Source organism: Sodalis sp. C49, from assembly GCF_046352915.1.
In the GTDB taxonomy this organism is placed as follows: domain Bacteria; phylum Pseudomonadota; class Gammaproteobacteria; order Enterobacterales; family Enterobacteriaceae; genus Acerihabitans.
In genome coordinates, this window is sequence record NZ_CP163303.1 from 3,255,352 (window position 1) to 3,273,992 (window position 18,641).

At 60.5% G+C, this 18,641-nt stretch carries 13 protein-coding genes; 7 read left to right on the plus strand and 6 right to left on the minus strand.

Features of this window, described 5'->3' with window-relative positions; genetic code table 11:
- The first annotated feature begins 6 nt into the window (after positions 1-6).
- From ABUK12_RS14650 to ABUK12_RS14660, 3 genes are read left to right on the plus strand one after another with little or no spacing between them, the layout of a single operon-like run.
- A complete protein-coding gene (locus ABUK12_RS14650) occupies positions 7-1,257 on the plus strand; it encodes a TolC family protein (RefSeq protein WP_410012552.1) in 1,251 nt (416 codons plus the stop codon).
- Positions 1,254-2,843: an efflux RND transporter periplasmic adaptor subunit gene (locus tag ABUK12_RS14655; protein WP_410012553.1), complete on the plus strand. Its 1,590-nt coding sequence runs from the start codon at positions 1,254-1,256 to the stop codon at positions 2,841-2,843. Before ABUK12_RS14650 ends, ABUK12_RS14655 begins: the two co-directional genes overlap by 4 nt.
- On the plus strand, positions 2,840-5,959 hold the full coding sequence (locus tag ABUK12_RS14660; RefSeq protein WP_410012554.1) for an efflux RND transporter permease subunit: 3,120 nt from the start codon (positions 2,840-2,842) through the stop codon (positions 5,957-5,959). The genes ABUK12_RS14655 and ABUK12_RS14660 overlap by 4 nt, the downstream gene beginning before the upstream one ends.
- A 179-nt stretch (positions 5,960-6,138) precedes the next feature.
- Here the strand turns inward: ABUK12_RS14660 and gltP are convergent, their stop codons facing one another.
- Positions 6,139-7,455, minus strand: coding sequence for a glutamate/aspartate:proton symporter GltP (gene gltP, locus ABUK12_RS14665; protein ID WP_410012555.1), 1,317 nt, complete (start codon positions 7,453-7,455; stop codon positions 6,139-6,141).
- A gap of 546 nt (positions 7,456-8,001) precedes the next feature.
- On the opposite strand from gltP, the gene acs reads away from it, so the two are divergent.
- The 3 genes from acs to ABUK12_RS14680 all read left to right on the plus strand — a co-directional run bounded on the left by acs (position 8,002) and on the right by ABUK12_RS14680 (position 12,013).
- Positions 8,002-9,960, plus strand: a complete 1,959-nt coding sequence (acs, locus tag ABUK12_RS14670) for an acetate--CoA ligase (protein WP_410012556.1) — start codon at positions 8,002-8,004, stop codon at positions 9,958-9,960.
- 63 nt (positions 9,961-10,023) lie between these two features.
- The gene (locus ABUK12_RS14675) at positions 10,024-10,341 is read left to right on the plus strand and encodes a DUF485 domain-containing protein (RefSeq protein WP_410012557.1); all 318 of its coding nucleotides are present in this window, start codon (positions 10,024-10,026) and stop codon (positions 10,339-10,341) included.
- A complete protein-coding gene (locus tag ABUK12_RS14680) occupies positions 10,334-12,013 on the plus strand; it encodes a cation acetate symporter (RefSeq protein ID WP_410012558.1) in 1,680 nt (559 codons plus the stop codon). Before ABUK12_RS14675 ends, ABUK12_RS14680 begins: the two co-directional genes overlap by 8 nt.
- 213 nt (positions 12,014-12,226) lie before the next feature.
- On the opposite strand, the gene ABUK12_RS14685 is transcribed toward ABUK12_RS14680, so the two are convergent.
- Together ABUK12_RS14685 and ABUK12_RS14690 are read right to left on the minus strand one after the other, a co-directional pair.
- A complete protein-coding gene (locus ABUK12_RS14685) occupies positions 12,227-12,916 on the minus strand; it encodes an LrgB family protein (protein ID WP_410012559.1) in 690 nt (229 codons plus the stop codon).
- Positions 12,909-13,331: a CidA/LrgA family protein gene (locus ABUK12_RS14690; RefSeq protein ID WP_410012560.1), complete on the minus strand. Its 423-nt coding sequence runs from the start codon at positions 13,329-13,331 to the stop codon at positions 12,909-12,911. Before ABUK12_RS14690 ends, ABUK12_RS14685 begins: the two co-directional genes overlap by 8 nt.
- A gap of 103 nt (positions 13,332-13,434) precedes the next feature.
- Between ABUK12_RS14690 and ABUK12_RS14695 the strand changes: the two genes are divergently transcribed.
- Positions 13,435-14,337: a LysR family transcriptional regulator gene (locus tag ABUK12_RS14695; protein WP_410012561.1), complete on the plus strand. Its 903-nt coding sequence runs from the start codon at positions 13,435-13,437 to the stop codon at positions 14,335-14,337.
- Between the two features lie 75 nt (positions 14,338-14,412).
- Here the strand turns inward: ABUK12_RS14695 and ABUK12_RS14700 are convergent, their stop codons facing one another.
- The 3 genes from ABUK12_RS14700 to ABUK12_RS14710 all read right to left on the minus strand — a co-directional run bounded on the left by ABUK12_RS14700 (position 14,413) and on the right by ABUK12_RS14710 (position 18,529).
- Entirely contained in the window at positions 14,413-16,059 is a 1,647-nt protein-coding gene (locus ABUK12_RS14700; RefSeq protein WP_410012562.1) for a Na+/H+ antiporter, read from the minus strand.
- A gap of 280 nt (positions 16,060-16,339) precedes the next feature.
- Positions 16,340-17,707, minus strand: a complete 1,368-nt coding sequence (locus ABUK12_RS14705; protein ID WP_410012563.1) for an NCS2 family permease — start codon at positions 17,705-17,707, stop codon at positions 16,340-16,342.
- 153 nt (positions 17,708-17,860) lie between these two features.
- Positions 17,861-18,529 (minus strand): glutathione S-transferase, encoded by a 669-nt coding sequence (locus ABUK12_RS14710; RefSeq protein ID WP_410012564.1) that lies wholly within the window; start codon positions 18,527-18,529, stop codon positions 17,861-17,863.
- Positions 18,530-18,641 lie beyond the last annotated feature (112 nt).

An 18,641-nucleotide genomic window follows, 5' to 3' on the forward strand; every position in this document is an offset into this window, starting at 1 on the left:
ATCGTTATGTTGCTACCATGCTCCTCCCGGACGTGGCTGGTCCTCATGCTGTTCGTTTCCGCCGCGGCTCCCGCGGCGCAAATGAGCCTGGATGAGACGCTGGCCCGGGCCGAACGCTATTCGGCGGATCTTTCCGCCAACCTTCATCAGCGCCAGGCGCTGGAAAATATGGCCGATTCCGCCCTGCAGCTGCCCGACCCCAAGCTGAAATTCGGCATTGATAACCTGCCGGTGGGCGGCGGCAATGCCCGGCGTTTTACCCGTGAAGACATGACCATGCAGCGCATCGGCGTCATGCAGGATTATGTCAGCAGTACCAAACGCGAACGCAAAGCGGACGCGATCAGGGCCGAGGCGGCCTCCACCGCCGCCGGTTATCAAAACCTGCGCGCGCAGCTGCAGCGGGATACCGCCCAGGCCTGGCTGGATTTGGCCCTGTCGCAACAGGCGGTCGAGGCGGCGACCCATCTGCTGACGGAAAGCGAACGGCAGATCGCGGTGCAGAAGGCGGCGATAGCCGGCGGGGGCAGCGCCGGCGCGGTGCTGGACGGCCGCCTGGTGGTGATCGATATGCGCGATGCGCTTACCGACGCGCAGCGGGACGTGGCGATGGCGCAGGCGCGCCTGATGCAGCTGACCGGCATCGATCGTATCCAGACCGCCGGCCCCCTGCCGCGGTTCGACCGTCTGCCGGCTGAACCGCAGGCACTGGCCCAGGGCGTGAACCAACATCCTGAAATAGTGCAGGCGCGGCGCGAGGCGGAAGTCTCGCAGGCCCGCTCCGCGCAGTCGGCGGTGGCGGCGATTCCGGATGTCGGCGTGGAAGTGTATTACGGCAAGCGCGACAGCGGCCGCGACGATATGGCCGGCATTATGTTTACCGTCGATCTGCCGCTGTTCCAGTCGCAACGGCAGGATAAGGATCATGCCGCCGACCAGTCGCGTACCTTCGAGGCCAACGATCGCCTGGCGCAGACCATTCGGGATCATACCGCGCAGCTGAATATCCTGGTGGCCCAGTACCAGGCCGCCCAGGCCCGCTGGCTGCGGCAGCGGGACGAGGTACTGCCGCTGCAAAAGCAGCGACTGCAGCTGATGCAGGCGCAGTATCGCGCCGGCAGCGCCACGCTCGCCGAACTGCTGGGCGCGCGCAGCGCCCTGCTGGCCAGCGAGCAGAATGAAACCCGCGCCGCCAGGGAACTGGCGCAAAGCTGGGCCGCCATTCGTTATCTTATCCCGCAGGAGAACAGGTCATGAACCGTATTACCACCGGACGTACCGTCGCCGTCGTCCTGGCCCTGGCCGCGCTCTGCGCCGCCTTTGCCGCCGGTTATTTCCTGCGCCGGCCGCCGGAAGCGGCAAGCACGCCGGCCCAGGCCAATCCCGCGGCCGACAGCGGCCGCCGGGTACTGTATTGGTACGACCCCATGTCGCCGGCACAGCGCTTTGATAAACCCGGCAAATCGCCGTTTATGGATATGCCGTTGACGCCGCGTTATGCCGACGAGACGCAGCAGGACGGCGGAGTAACCGTCAGCGCCCGCCAGCAGCAAAACCTGGGCGTGCGCCTGGGCACGGTGGCATTGAGAACCGTGCAGCCGCGTTTCGAGGCGTTCGGCACCGTCAGCATTGACGATCGGGGAATACAGGTGATACCGGCGCGCGCCAACGGTCTGGTGGAAAAACTCTATGTCCGCGCCGAGCAGCAGTTGGTGAAAAAGGACCAGCCGCTGGCGCGGCTGTGGATTCCGGAATGGAGCGCCGCCCAGCAGGAGTATCTGGCGGTGCGGCATTTGGGGGATGCGTCGCTCACCGCCGCGGCGCGCCAGCGTCTGCAACTGCTGTTTATGCCGGAGGACATTATCCGCGCTATTGAAAAAACCGGCCGGCCGCAAACCCGTATCGAAGTACGGGCGCCGGAGCAGGGTTTTATCAGCCGCCTGGAGGTGCGCGAAGGTAGCCAGGTCGGCACGTCCCAGGCGATGTTTGAACTCAGCTCGCTCGATCCGGTCTGGGTGGTGGTGGATTATCCTGAATCCCAGGCCGGGGCCCTCCAGCCCGGCAGCGATATCCAGGCCACGACGTCACGCTGGCCGGGAGACCTGTTTCACGGCCGGATTGCGGAAATGCTGCCGGTGGTGGATAACGCCACCCGCACCTACCGGGCGCGCATCGCGCTGGAAAATCATGACGGCAAGCTGCAGCCCGGCATGTACCTTAACATCCGCCTGGCGCAGGCGGCGCGGGGCGAAACGGTGTTGACCATGCCGCAGGACGCGCTGATCCAGACCGGCAGCCGCAATACCGTGCTGCTGGCCAAGGGCGACGGGCATTTCACCCCGGTAAGCGTTATCGCCGGCCGGGAGTTCGGCGACTGGGTGGAAGTGCGTAAAGGGCTGGCCGCCGGCGATCGGGTGGTCACCTCGGGCCAGTTCCTGATTGATTCCGAAGCCAGCCTGCGCAGCGCCCTGCCGCAGATGGCGGACGATACGGATGCCTCTTCGCCGGCGGCAACCGGCATAAATCCTGGCGCCGGCGCGGACGATGCCTCCCCGTCCGCCGCTACGCCGGCTGACAGCGCCGCGACGCAATCGCCGCCGCCCGGCGCCGCGCAGGAATATGCCACCGAGGGCGTTATCGACGCGGTTAACGGCGAAATGGCGACGTTGTCGCACCATGCCGTGCCCGGCCTGAACTGGCCGCCGATGACCATGGATTTTATCCTGCCCGCGGGCGGACTGCCCAAGGGCATCGCCGTCGGCAGCCGTGTCATGTTCCACTTTACGCTTGACGACAGCGGTGCGCGCATCACCCAAATGATGCCGCTGGGGAGTGCCAAATGATCGCCTTTATCATTCGCTGGTCGCTGCGCAACCGTCTGCTGGTGCTGCTGGCCGCCGGGCTGCTGACCGCCTGGGGCATCTGGTCTTTGCAGCGTATGCCGGTGGACGCGCTGCCCGACCTGTCCGACGTACAGGTGATTATCCGCGTCAGTTATCCCGGCAAGGCGCCGCAGGTGGTGGAGGATCAGGTGACCTATCCGCTGACCACCACCATGCTGTCGGTGCCTGGCGCCACCACCGTGCGCGGCTTCTCGATGTTTGGCGACGCCTATGTCTATATCCTGTTCGCGGACGGCACCGATCCCTACTGGGCGCGCTCAAGGGTGCTTGAGTATCTCAGCCAGGTGCAGTCTACGCTGCCGGCGGAGGCCAAGGCCAGCCTTGGGCCGGACGCCACCGGCGTCGGCTGGGTCTATGAATACGCGCTGGTGGATAAAACCGGGCGCCACAGCCTGGCCGATCTGCGCGCCATCCAGGATTGGGTGCTGAAATTCGAATTAAAAACCGTGCCGAACGTGTCGGAAGTGGCCAGCGTCGGCGGCATGGTGCGCCAATACCAAATCCTGCTGAAACCGGACCGGCTGCGGGCGCTTAACCTGTCTCACCAGCAGGTCATCGACGCGGTTAAGCAAGCCAACCAGGAGGGCGGCGGATCGGTACTGGAAATGAGCGAGGCCGAATATATGGTGCGCGCCGCCGGTTACCTTAAAACCCCGGAGGATTTTGATCATATCGTCATCACCTCGCGCGGCGGCGTGCCGGTGTTGCTGTCCGATGTGGCCGATATCCGCCTGGGTCCTGAAATGCGGCGCGGCGTGGCCGAACTGAACGGCGAGGGGGAAGTGGCCGGCGGCATTGTTATCATGCGCTATGGCAAAAATGCGCTGGAGACCATCAACGCGGTCAAACAAAAGCTGAACGAGGTGCGCCGCAGCCTGCCGCCAGGCGTGCAAATCGTGCCGGTCTATGACCGTTCCAGCCTTATCAAGCAGGCCATAGAAACCCTCTCCCATAAGCTGCTGGAAGAGTTTATCGTCGTGGCGCTGGTGTGCAGCCTGTTCCTGTTTCACTTCCGTTCGGCGCTGGTGGCGATCATCACCCTGCCGCTGGGCATCCTCGGCGCCTTTATCGTCATGCATTACCAGGGGGTTAACGCCAATATCATGTCGCTCGGCGGCATCGCCATCGCCATCGGCGCCATGGTGGACGCGGCGATAGTCATGATTGAAAATATGCACAAGGTGCTGGAAAAATGGCGGCACGATCATCCCGGACAGACGCCGAAAAGCGAGGATTACTGGGAAATCTCCGCCCGCGCATCCACCGAGGTGGGGCCGGCGCTGTTTTGCAGCCTGCTGATCATCACCCTGTCCTTTATTCCGGTATTTTCACTGGAGGCGCAGGAGGGCAAGATGTTCGGCCCGCTGGCGTTCACCAAAACCTATGCCATGGCGATCTCGGCGGGACTGGGCATTACCCTGGTGCCGGTATTGATGGGGTACTTTATCCGTGGGCGTATTCCGGACGAACACGCCAACCCGCTCAACCGGGGGCTAATCCGCATGTATCAGCCGCTGCTGGACAAGGTTTTGGCGTGGCCGAAAACCACGCTTGCCCTGTCGCTGGCGCTGCTGGTGGTCACCCTGCTGCCGCTCAGCCGCCTGGGCACCGAGTTTATGCCGGCGCTGGACGAGGGGGATTTATTATATATGCCCTCCACGCTGCCCGGCATATCGGCGCGGGAAGCCGCCCGGCTGTTGCAGCAAACCGACCGGCTGATTAAAACCGTGCCGGAAGTGGCCACTGTTTTCGGCAAGGCGGGACGCGCCGAAACCGCCACCGACCCGGCGACGCTGACCATGCTGGAAACCACCATCCATTTCAAGCCCAGGGATCAATGGCGGCCCGGCATGACCACCGATAAGCTGGTGCAGGAACTGGACCGGACGGTGTCGCTGCCGGGGGTAGCCAATATCTGGGTGCCCCCCATCCGCAACCGGCTCGATATGCTGGCCACCGGGATTAAAAGCCCGGTGGGGATCAAAGTGAACGGCAATAATATCGAGCAGGTCGAGGCGGTGGCCCAGCAGATCGAACGGGTGGTGAAAAACGTCCCAGGCGTCACCTCCGCGCTGGCGGAACGGCTCAACGGCGGGCGCTATATCGATATCAATATCGATCGAGTGCGCGCCGCCCGCTACGGCGTGTCGGTGGGTGAACTGCAGTCTATCGTGGCGGCGGTTATCGGCGGTGATAATATCGGCGAAACCATTGAAGGCCGCGAACGTTTCCCCATCAACGTACGTTATCCGCGCGAGCTGCGCGACTCGGTGCAGAAACTGCGCGACTTGCCGGTAGTGACTGCCGGGGGCGCGCAGGTCAGCCTGGCCGATCTGGCGGATATCCGCGTCAGCGAAGGCCCGCCGATGCTGAAAAGCGAGAACGCCCGCCTGTCGGACTGGATCTACGTCGATTTACGCGGCCGCGATCTCAAATCCGCCGTGCAGGAAATGCAGCGGACGGTGGCGCAGCAGGTCAAGCTGCCGGAAGGCGTCTCGTTAAGCTGGTCGGGACAATTTGAATACCTGGAGCGCGCCAGCGCCAAGCTGAAAATTGTGCTGCCCTTTACGCTGGCGATTATTTTTGTCCTGCTGTATGTCACCTTCGGCCGGGTCAGGGACGCGCTGCTGATTATGGGCACGCTGCCCTTTGCCCTGATAGGCGGCGTCTGGCTGCTTTACCTGCTGCATTATAATCTGTCGGTGGCGGCGGCGGTGGGCTTTATCGCCCTGGCGGGGGTGGCGGCGGAATTCGGGGTGATTATGGTGCTGTACCTTAATCATGCCATGGAAAACCATCGCACCGGCAACGAACCGCTCAGCGAGGCTCAACTGCTGGCGGCCATCCGCGAAGGCGCGGTGCTGCGCGTACGCCCCAAGGTGATGACGGTGGCCACCATCATGGCCGGGCTGCTGCCCATCATGTGGGGGGGCGGCGTCGGATCCGAGGTGATGCAACGCATCGCCGCGCCGATGATCGGCGGCATGGTCAGCGCGCCGCTGCTGTCGATGCTGGTGATCCCGGCGCTGTATCGTCTATTGCACCGCAAAGGTTAACGCACCCACGGCACGCTGGGCCCGCCATCACCAGACCGACAGAAGTCGTGTTAAAGGGAGAGCGTGCCAATGGGGTCGAATCGGGCGTGCTTTTCCCGCCCGACCGAGCGCCCCACGGCACGCTGGGCCCGCCGTCACCAAACCGACAGAAGTCATGTTAAAGGGAGCGCGCGCCGCCTTCAGAAGGGCGTCGCGGCCGACGCCTTCAGCATCAGTACCTGCTGTTCATACGCCAGGGCCTTATCGCTATCGAACTGGTTTTCCCACTTGGCTATCACCAGCACCGCCAGCGCGTTGCCCACCACGTTCAGGGCGGTACGAGCCATATCCAAAATGCGATCGACGCCGGCGATAAACGCCAGCCCCTCCAGAGGAATACCCACGCTGCCAAGCGTCGCCAACAGCACCACAAAAGACACCCCCGGCACGCCGGCAATCCCCTTCGACGTCACCATCAGGGTCAACACCAGCACGATTTCCTGGCCGATGGACAGATCGATACCATACAGCTGGGCGATAAAAATAGCCGCGATGCTCTGGTACAGCGTGGAACCGTCCAGGTTAAAGGAATACCCGGTCGGCACCACAAAACTGGTGATTGCCGCAGGCGCGCCATAGGCTTCCATCTTCTCGATAATACGCGGCAGCACGCTTTCCGAACTGGCGGTGGAATAGGCCAGGATCAGCTCCTCCTTCAGGATGCGGATCAGCGTCCAGATGCGCAAATGGCACAACCGCGCCACCAGCCCCAACACCACCAGGGCAAAAAACAGGATCGCGGCATACACCAACAGCACCAGCTTGGCCAGCGGCAGCAGCGAGGCAAAACCAAAATTGGCCACCGTCACCGCAATCAAGGCGAATACCCCCACCGGCGCATAGCGCATGATCATATGGGTCACTTTAAACATGGTCTCGGCCACGGCCTTAAACACATTAAGCAGCGGCGTCTTGGTCTCGCCGGGCAAAGCCGCCAGACCCAAACCGAACAACACCGAGAAAAAAATAATCGGCAGCATATCGCCGCGCGCCATGGCGGCGAAAATATTCGGCGGGATCAGCGAAAGCAGCGTGCCCACCAGGCTATGGTTGCCGCTTTGCACCTGTTCCGTGGTCTTTTCATATTGGGAAATATCCACCGCCGCAAGCGTGGACATATCAATCCCGTGCCCCGGCTGGAACACGTTGGCAAGCGTAATGCCCAACACAATGGCAAGGGTGGTGATAATCTCGAAATAAACAATGGTCTTCAGGCCCAGGCGTCCAAGCTTTTTCGCATCGCCGACGCCCGCAATGCCCACAATCAGCGTGGAGATAACAATAGGCACCACGATCATCTTGATAAGACGGATAAAAATATCGCCCGCCGGCGCAAGAATATTGCCGATAAACCATACCCTGGCTTCAATCTGGTTATGCAGCAACGCCCCGGCGCCGATGCCCAGGATCAGGGCCAGGAGAATTTGCCAGGCAAGACTAATTTTTAACTTTTTCATAACATTTACAATTTCCCGAAGTGATTCCGTCGTGGCCGATTGCGGCCTGAATACGTCGTCGCGCGCATTTTTTAGCGCCCTGTCATCGGACGCGGCGGAGCCTGTTTACAGACTGCCTAAAAAAAAGGACGTCACTCTGTACCATCTTGAAAAGCCCGAATGCAAGTGCTGATTTATAGGGAGTTGGCGACGATTTAACTTATTGCGGTGGAATTAGGCCTAATATCTCATATAACCGTTTGTTATAATTTGATAAATTTTATCCATTTACGCATTATAATCAGGTTTACCCTTCTCTTTTCGGTCCTTATTTTTCTTTTTTGGCGCTTTAATCGGCGATGAAAAAGCGACCAAAAAAATATTTATGTATGATAAATAAACTCCCTACAAACGGACAAAAAGTTCAGTTCGCGGCAGATTTTTGTACGCTGAGGTAAAACCTCAGTTTTGCTGCGTGATCTAACGCGCAAAAAAGAAACAAAGCCCTCAGGGCAGGTTCAATTAACCCTCGCTTGACATATTATTAACAAATCCAAGGAGGAAACCATGAGCCATCCCCATACGTACCCGATTCCCGACGCGATTGCGCAACGCGCCCTGTTATCCCAGGAGCAATATCGCCAGCTTTATCAACAGTCTGTCACCGACCCCGATACCTTCTGGGGTGAACAGGGCAAGATTATTGATTGGATCACGCCTTACCAAAGGGTGAAAAATACCTCTTTCGACCCCGGCCACGTGCGAATCCGCTGGTTTGAAGACGGAACCCTCAATGTATCCGCCAACTGCCTGGACCGGCACCTGGCGGAACGCGGCGATCAGACCGCCATTATCTGGGAAGGGGACGACGCCCGCGAAAGCGAGACCCTGACCTACCGGCAACTGCATCAGGCGGTGTGCCGCTTCGCCAATGTACTGAAAGAGCAAGGCGTCGCCAAAGGCGATGTGGTGGCGATTTACATGCCCATGGTGCCGGAAGCGGCGGTGGCGATGCTGGCCTGCGCCCGTATCGGGGCGATACATTCGGTGATCTTCGGCGGCTTTTCCCCCGAGGCCATTGCCGGACGGATTGTCGACTCCAGCGCCAAACTGGTGATCACCGCCGACGAAGGCATTCGCGCCGGGCGCAAGATCCCCTTGAAAAAGAATATCGACGACGCGCTGAAAAACCCGACGGTAAAAACCATAGAACGGGTAATTGTCTTTAAGCGCACCGGTAAAGATATCGACTGGACCGAGGGGCGCGATCTCTGGTGGCATGAGGCGGTGGCGCGCGCCGCTGACGACTGCCCGCCGGCGGCAATGAACGCCGAGGATCCGCTGTTTATCCTTTACACCTCCGGCTCAACCGGTAAACCCAAAGGCGTGCTGCATACCAGCGGCGGTTACCTGGTCTACGCCGCCATGACCTTTAAATATGTCTTTGATTATCATCCCGGCGATATTTACTGGTGCACCGCCGACGTGGGCTGGGTAACCGGCCACAGCTATTTGCTTTACGGCCCGCTGGCCTGCGGCGCCATCACCCTGATGTTCGAAGGGGTGCCGAACTGGCCCGACGCCCGGCGCATGGCCCAGGTGGTGGATAAACACCAGGTCAATATCCTGTACACGGCGCCGACCGCCATCCGCGCGCTGATGGCCGAGGGCGACAAGGCCATCGAGGGCACCAGCCGCGCATCCCTGCGCATCATGGGGTCGGTGGGCGAACCCATCAACCCGGAAGCCTGGGAATGGTATTACCATAAAATCGGCAACGCCAAATGCCCAATCATGGATACCTGGTGGCAAACCGAAACCGGCGGTTTCATGATCACGCCCTTGCCGGGGGCCGTGGCGCTGAAGGCCGGCTCCGCCACCCTGCCGTTTTTTGGCGTCCAGCCCGCGCTGGTGGATAACGGCGGCGCTATCCAGGAAGGCGCCGGCGAGGGAAACCTGGTGATCACCGATTCCTGGCCGGGGCAGGCGCGCACCCTGTATGGCGATCACGACCGCTTCGAGCAAACCTATTTTTCCACCTTTAAAGGCATGTATTTCAGCGGCGACGGGGCCAGGCGCGATGAAGACGGTTATTTCTGGATCACCGGCCGGGTGGACGATGTGCTGAATGTGTCCGGCCACCGCCTCGGCACCGCGGAAATCGAGTCGGCGCTGGTATCGCATCCGAAAATCGCCGAGGCGGCGGTGGTCGGTATTCCGCATGCGATCAAAGGCCAGGCTATTTACGCCTACATTACCCTTAACCACGGCGAGATACCCACCGCCGAACTGTATAACGAGGTGAAGCGCTGGGTGCGCAAGGAAATTGGCTCCATCGCCACCCCGGATATCCTGCACTGGACCGATTCATTGCCTAAAACCCGCTCCGGCAAGATTATGCGCCGCATTCTGCGCAAAATCGCCGCCGGCGACACCAGTAATCTGGGCGACACCTCGACGCTTGCCGATCCGGGCGTCGTTGAAAAGCTGTTAGAAGAAAAACAATCCATGGATATGCCTTCATAAAAACTCCGCCGTCTCCGGACGGCGCTTTCCGATCTTTACCTCTACCCTACTGGAGAGTCCCTGATGAATGACGTCATTTATCAAAGGATAGCGAGTAACCCACACTTCAAGGAACTGGTGGCCAAACGACAGCATTTTGCGGTGCTGCTCTCGTTGATAATGCTTATGATCTACTATGGTTTTATCATGCTGATCGCCTTTGCGCCGGGCTGGCTGGGCACGCCGATCCATGAGGGGACCAGCATCACGCGCGGTATCCCGATAGGTGTCGGCATTATCATCCTCTCATTTATCCTGACCGCGGTTTATGTCATCCGCGCCAATGGCGAATTTGAACGCCTGACCCAACAGCTCCTGCGCGAGGTACGGTACGATGCATAAATTCATCAGATTCCCCGCGGGCTTGCTGTTGGCCTTTCCCCTGCTGGCACAGGCGGCGCCGGGGGACCGGCAGCCGCTGAACATCCAGGCCATCATCCTGTTCGTGCTGTTTGTCGCCATGACGCTGTATATCACCTATTGGGCCTCGAAACGGACCCGCTCGCGCAAGGACTATTATACCGCCGGCGGCAATATCACCGGCCTGCAAAACGGTCTGGCCATCTCCGGCGACTATATGTCGGCGGCGTCGTTTCTCGGTATTTCCGCGCTGGTGTATACCTCGGGTTATGACGGCCTGATCTATTCGCTGGGTTTCCTGGTCGGCTGGCCGATTATCCTGTTCTTGATCGCCGAACGGCTGCGCAACCTCGGCCGCTACACCTTTGCCGACGTGGCTTCCTACCGCCTTAAGCAAATGCCGATTCGTACCCTGTCCGCCTGTGGTTCGCTGGTGGTGGTGGCGCTGTACCTGATTGCCCAGATGGTGGGCGCGGGTAAGCTTATCCAGCTGCTGTTCGGCCTGAATTACCATGTGGCGGTGGTGCTGGTCGGCATCCTGATGGTGATGTATGTGCTGTTCGGCGGCATGCTGGCCACCACCTGGGTGCAGATTATCAAAGCGGTGCTGTTGCTGGCGGGGGCCACGTTTATCGCGCTGATGGTGATGAAAACCGTCCACTTCAGTTTTGACACGCTGTTTTCCGAGGCCATGAAGGTGCATAGCAAAGGCGCCGCCATCATGCGCCCCGGCGGGCTGGTCTCCGATCCCATCTCCGCGCTCTCGCTGGGACTGGCGCTGATGTTCGGCACCGCCGGCCTGCCCCATATCCTGATGCGCTTTTTTACCGTCAGCGACGCCAAGGAAGCGCGCAAGAGCGTGCTCTACGCCACCGGTTTTATGGGTTATTTTTACTTTTTAACCTTTATCATCGGCTTCGGCGCTATATTGCTGGTCGGCGCCAACCCGGTGTTTAAGGACAGCTCCGGCGCGTTATTGGGCGGCGCCAATATGGCGGCCATCCACCTGGCGAACGCCGTGGGCGGCAACTTCTTCCTGGGCTTTATCTCGGCGGTGGCTTTCGCCACTATCCTTGCGGTGGTGGCGGGACTGACCCTGGCCGGGGCGTCGGCGGTTTCCCACGATCTTTACGCCAGCGTCATCAAGCGCGGCAACGCCACCGAACGCGACGAGCTCAGGGTGTCAAAAATCACCGTGGTGATCCTGGGCATCGTCGCCATTGCGCTGGGCATTGCCTTTGAAAAGCAGAACATCGCCTTTATGGTCGGGCTGGCCTTCTCCATTGCCGCCAGCTGTAACTTCCCCATTATCCTGCTGTCGATGTACTGGTCGAAGCTCACCACGCGCGGAGCCATGGTGGGCGGCTGGCTGGGGTTGATTACCGCCGTGATGCTGATGATCCTGGGGCCGACCGTCTGGGTGCAGGTGCTGGGCCATGCCGCGCCGATTTATCCGTATGAATATCCGGCGCTGTTCTCGATGCTGGTGGCGTTTATCGGTATCTGGGTGTTTTCGATTACCGATACCTCGGCGCAGGGCGCCAGCGAGCGCGCGCTGTTCTTCGCCCAGTTTATCCGCTCGCAGACCGGCGTGCGCGAACCCAACGCCGTGCGGCCGGAAACACCGGCCCCGGCCGCATTCAAAAAGGCCTGATCGCGGCGGCGGTAAAGGTGTCGCTTGCGACCGCCGGTGGGGTTTCTATCGCCTAGGCAGGGTTACGCGTGCCACGCACTGGGCGATAGAGGAATTGCCCGGCGCAGGCAAGCGGCCCGGCGGTCCGTGCGGACGGACCGCCTTTACCAGCGCGCGTCCGGCGCCCGCGCCACGCAAGTCTTTTACCCATAAAATCAACTTACTGATGCGGCTTTACCACATCACCCGCCCAATCAGCGGCGCCACCATCACCGTAAGCACTCCCGCCAGCATCATCACCAGGCTCGACACCACGCCCTCCTCCCGGCCCAGCTCATAGGCGCGCGCGGTGCCCGCGCCGTGGGATGACGCGCCGAGGCCGGCGCCTTTGGCCATCTTGCCCGTGACCGACAAACGCAAAAAAACAATATCGCCCATCGCCATGCCGAACACGCCGGTGATCACCACGAACAGCGCCACCAGATCCGGCTGGCCGCCCATCTGCCGGGCCGCCTCGAGCGCGAACGGCGTGGTGATGGAACGCACCGCCAGGCTGCGCTGGATAACCTCGGGCAACGCCAGCAGACGCGCCAGCCATACCGAGCTGATGACCGCCGTTAGGGTCGCGGCGATAACGCCGGCGCAAAGCGACAGCCAATGCTGGCGGATAATCGCCAGGTTTTCGTATACCGGCACCGCAAACGCGATGGTGGCAGGGCCCAACAGCCATAACAACCAATGGGTTTCCACCAGATAGTGCTGATAGGACACATGGGTTACCGCCAGCAATGCCACCAGCACCGCGGGGGTAAAAATCAGCGGCATCAGCATCAGGTGGTGATGAAGGCGATAAAGGTGCTTATTAGCGAAATACAGCACCAAGGTCACTAATAAACAAGCCAGACCCAGGATCAGATCAATCATGTCGGGCCTTTTGGCGCGCCAGCCACAGCTCAAAACGATACACCCGGTCGACCACCAGGCCGGTAACCCCCAGCACCAGCACGGTGCTGATGGCAATCACCACAAAAATACGCCAGCCGTCCAGCATCAGCAATTGGGTATAATTAATCACCGCCACCACGGCGGGGACGAAAAACAGCAACATTTCCGCCAACAGCCAGCGCGCCCCGGCCGCCACCCACGCCACCGGCACGATACCCGATAAAATCAGCGCCAGCAGCATAAACATGCCCACCACATTGGCGGGCAGCGGCAGATGAAAACGCGCCACCAATTGCTGGGCTATCAGGAACAGGCCGATATACAACCCCACCTGGACCGGGAGTTGATATTGCAGCACGCGCGGCGGCAGGTTCAGGCGCCCTTGCGACAGCATGACAGCATCCTTTTTTGCTTCGAAGAAACGGCATTATAGGCGGACGGGTAAACTTGCTTAAAATGAATTAATATCATGGATATCATTACCCATTGGAATAGTCATGGATATCCGCACCCTGCGATATTTTGTGGAAGTGGTCAAACAGCAAAGCTTTACGCGCGCGGCGCAAAGCTTATTCGTTACCCAGCCCACCATCAGCAAAATGCTCAAACATCTGGAGGAGGAGCTGGACTGCACGTTGCTGATCCGCGAGGGACGCAGGCTGCGCCTGACCGACAGCGGGCAGGCGGTGTATCACCGCGGGCTGGGCATTCTGGATCAATTCCGCCAGCTGGAGACGGAGCTTGAGGATATCGGCTCGCTGAAAAAAGGCCGCCTGCGGCTGGGCATTCCCCCCATGGTCGGTACGCAAATGGCGGATCTGATCCGCGATTTCCGCCGCCAGTACCCCGGTATAGAATTGCAGATCGCCGAGTTTGGCGGTTTGACGGTACAGCAGGCGGTATTGTCCGGCGAGCTGGATGTGGCGCTGACCGCGCTGACGCCTGATACCGAAGCCGCCCTGGCCATATTGCCCCTGTTTGGCCACCCGTTATGCGCGGTGGTGCCGCGCGCAGCGCCGTGGCTCAGGCGCGACACAGTGCCTTTTGCCGAGTTGGGGAGCTGGCCGATATTAATCTATAACGAGGATTTTGCGCTTTACCGGCAGTTGATGACCGCCTTCCAGGCCGGGGGCATCACGGCGCAAATCGCGGTGCGCAGCGGGCAATGGGATTTTCTGGCGGCCATGGTGGAAGCGGGCATCGGCATCGCCATCCTGCCCGAGCCCATCTGCCGGCGGCTGGATAAAACCCGGCTGCTGTCGCTGCCGGTAGCGCCGTTGATGATGTGGCGGCTGGGGCTTATTTGGCGCCAGGACAGTTATCTGTCCCATGGCGCCCAGGCCTGGATAACCGCCTGCCGCCAGCATTGGCCGCAGCCGAAACCCGCCGATGCGCGCTAAACGGCACGCCAGCGCATAGCCGCACGCGGCCATAAACGGACATCAGCGCGCTTCCCCGCCGGACGCCCCCGGGCATTATTCCCGCTCGATGAGCAGCGCCTCGAGCAAATCCAGATCGTGCAGCAGCTTCATCAGGGTTTCATTGCTGATTTTCTGCTGGGCGCGCAGATGATAATACTCGCCCCGCTCGGCGCGCAGCGCATTGAGCCGCATGCGCCGCTCCAGGTTTTCCGCCAGCAGCGCGTCGCCCTGATCGCTTTTGCCGTCGACGCGCCGGCGCAGGTTGCCGACAACCCGCGCGCTAACCTCGTTAAGCAGCTGAGTGTCGATATTTTCTTCATTATCGTTGGCCAGCCGCTCCTGCATTTTACGCAGGCTTTCGATAGCCACCTCGGCGGCGGCGGCGCGCGCCATGCGCTCTTCCTTGCGGTTCAGCGCCTTATCCGATACCACGATGCCGCGCAGCAGCAGCGGCAGGGCGATCACCCCGCAGATCAGCGAAAACAGGATCACCCCGGCGGCGATAAACACCAGTTGGTAGCGGGAAGGAAACGCGGCGCCGTCGCTCAGCAGCAGCGGGATCGACAGCACGCCGGCCAGGGTGATGGCGCCGCGCACCCCGGCAAAGGAGGCGATAAGGATTTCGCGCATGCTGTAGTCGCCAAACACCATCGGCCGTTTATGCAAAAACCGCTGGCTGAATTTTTTCATCAATAATAGCCAGACGAACCGCAGCAGCATCAGCGCCGCATAGATCACCACGATATCGGTAAACAGCATCCAGGTTTCGATGGTCGGATCCAGCTCGGCCTGAGTAATGGAGGTGGCCAGGATTTCCGGGAACTGCAGGCCCAGCAGGATAAACACCATGCCGTTAAACACAAACTCCAGCATCGCCCAGACGCTATTGGCGCGCAGGCGCATGGCCAGCGGCGCGTTGCGGATAATGCCGGACTGGCCGATGGTCATGCCGGAGGCCACCGCCGCCAGGATACCGGACACGCCGAGATGTTCGGCGATCAGGTAGGAGGCGAAGGGCAACAGCAGCAGCAATACCGTTTGGGTGGCGGGGTCGTCGCCGCTCCAGCGGTTGATCAGCCGCAACGACTTGCTATAGGCCCAGGTCACCGCCACGCCGGCCAGTAAACCGCCGGCCGCCACTTTCACGAACTCAAGCGTGGCGCCGCCCACGGTAAACACCATGGTGCCCATGGCCACGGCAATGGCGAACTTCAGCGAGACCAGGCCGGACGCATCGTTCATCAGCGCCTCGCCCTGCAGGATGTCCATCAGCTTCTTGGGGATGCGGCCTTCGCCGACGATGCCGGAAAGCGCCACGGCATCGGTGGGCGACAATACCGCCGCCAGCGCCAGCGCCGCCACTAGCGGAATGCCGGGCACCATCCAGTAAATCAGGTAACCGACCCCGACCACGGTAATCAGCACCAGCACCAGGGCCAGCGCCACGATTTCGCCGCCGTGGCGTAAAAATTCCCGCGCCGGTGTTTTCCAGCCGTCGGCGAACAGCAGCGGCGGGATAAACAGCACCAGGAACAGTTCCGGGTTAAAATCCACGTGCAGGCCGAACTGCGGCCAGGCCAGCAGCGCGCCCAGCGCAATCTGCATTAACGGCAGGGGAATTTGAAACGGCAAAATACGCGTAATCACACCCGACAGGGATACAATCAAGGTGAGGATCAGAATTGTAAAAAAGATTTCCATGCTTACCTTAGTCTGTCCTTCTGGCAACGTTTACCGTCTGGCCCTGGAGCGGGGTCCTGGCCTGAAACGCGAGTTTTGATAGTAGATCATTTTGCCAAAAGTTAAAAACCTGTTATCGGCCATGGGCGGTTTTTTTTTATCCCCCGATCGGGTAGCGGCGCCGGGATAGCAATAAAAAACCGCGCCGGTTAAAGAAACCGGCGCGGCCTGGAAGCAAGATAAAGCTGCGCAAATAACCCGCGCGACGGCGGGTAGCCGCGTCACGCCGGCATTAACCCCCTCAGATAGCCCAGCCGCCGGCGTAAAACGTGACCAGCGCCACGGCGATAAGCACCGTGCCGACGTTTAGCCTGCGCCATTCCCCGGCAAAAACCCGGCCGATAACCAGCGATCCGAAGCCCAGCATGATACCGGTGACGATGTTGCAGGTCAGCACGATAAAGGTCGCGCACAGCAGTCCCGACATCGCGTCGACAAAATCGCTGAAATCCAGTTTGGCGACGTTGCTGAGCATCAGCAGGCCGACATACATCAGCGCGGGTGCTGTGGCGTACGCCGGCACCAGATAAGACAGCGGCGATAAAAACAGGATCACCAGGAACAGCAGACCGACAATGGTCGCGGTCAGCCCGGTCTTGCCGCCGGCGGCGGTCCCGGCGGCGGATTCGATATAGACCGCGGCCGGGGACGCGCCCACCAGCGACGAAAAGATACTGCTCAGGGAATCCGCGGTCAGCGCGCGGCCGCCGTTGATAATCTGGCCATCCTTATCCAGCAGGTTGGCCTGCCCGGCCACCGCGCGAATGGTGCCCGTGGCGTCGAACACCGCCGTCATCACCAGCGCCAGCACGCTTGGCAATACCGCCGGCTGCAGCGCGCCCTTGATATCCAGGTTAAAAATCAGCGAATGCCCCTCGGCGTCGGACAGGGTCGGCAAGGCAAACAGCCCGCGATAGCTGACCTGGGGATCAAATATCAGGCCCAGCAGCGAGATGGCGATAATCACCAGCAAAATGCCGCCCGGCACCCGCAGCTTTTCCAGGCCAAAAATGGCCGCCAGCCCCGTCAGCGCCATCATGACCGGGAACGAGGCAAAATGACCCAAGGCCACCGGCAGGCCTTCGATAGGGTTCTTTACCACCAGGCCGACGCCGTTGGCGGCAATAATCAATAAAAACAGGCCGATGCCGATACCGGTGCCGTGGGCCACGCCCATAGGCAGGTTATGCAGGATCCAGGAGCGGATGCCGGTGGCGGAAATCAGGGTAAACGCCACCCCCATCAGGAATACCGCGCCCAACGCCACCGGCACGCTGATATGCTGGCCCAAGACCAGGCTGAACGCGGTAAAGGCGGTAAGGGAAATGGCGCAGCCGATCGCCATCGGCAGGTTGGCCCATAGCCCCATCAACAGCGAACCGAACGCCGCCACCAGGCAGGTGGCGACAAATACCGCCGCCGGCGGAAACCCGGCCTTGCCCAACATGCCGGGCACCACGATCACCGAATACACCATGGCCAGAAACGTGGTCAGGCCGGCCAATACTTCCTGGCGCAGGGTACTGCCGCGCGCGGAAATCTGGAACCAGGCATCAAGCGAGGAGCGCGGCCGGGCGTTGTCGCTGGCCGGTTGGATGGAACTGGACATAAAAAATCCCCTGGGATTATGTTGCTTCATCATCACTTACCGTCACGATTGCGATGATATAACCATGCGAGGGCGGGGATTATCCTGCCCCCGGCGGGGGGATTTCAACCGAAAGTTCCTTTAGCTGACACTTTATTGATTTGGCGGGGGTCCTCAGGCTGTCCCGGGCGGCTGCTCGCGCTCTTTCGCCCGCTGGTAGGCCGGCCGCTGCCGCAGTTTATCAAGATAAGACCGCAGCGACGGGTACCCGTCAATGCCCACGCGCGTCGCCAGGCCCTCCAGCGGAAAGCTCATCTGGATATCCGCCGCGCTGAACCGGTCGCCGGCGAACCAGAGATACTGGCTGAGATGATTCTCCAGATACCGGCAATGGGTCAGCAACTGGGGATCGAGATATTTGCGCGATACCCCCTTGCCCACCGCCGCGCCGATGGGCCTTGCCAGCAGCGGTACCGGCGGTTTACCCAGCATGCCGAAAATCAGCTTCATCACCAGTAACGGCATTAACGACCCTTCGGCATAATGCAGCCAGTAGCGATACCGTACCCACTCCTCGCTGCCACTGTCCTGCGGCGCGAGCAGGAACGCGCCGTCGTAGCGATCCAGCACATAATCAATAATGGCGCCCGATTCCGCCAGGGTCAGCGCGCCGTCGGTGAGAATGGGTGATTTGCCCAGCGGATGGATTATTTTCAGCGTTTCAGGCGCCAGCATATGTTTATCCCGCTGGTAATAAAAAACGTCGTAGGGCAGATCAAGCTCTTCCAATAGCCACAGGATACGGTGTGATCTGGATTTATTCAGGTGATGAACGGATAGCATCGCGCGCTCCTTGAAGGGATTGCCTGTTATTACTGTAGACCACTGAAAGTCTTCAGGCCGGCGCGGTTTGAAATGAGGGTTATCGCCAACCCTGCCGGTATGCCGGCAGGGT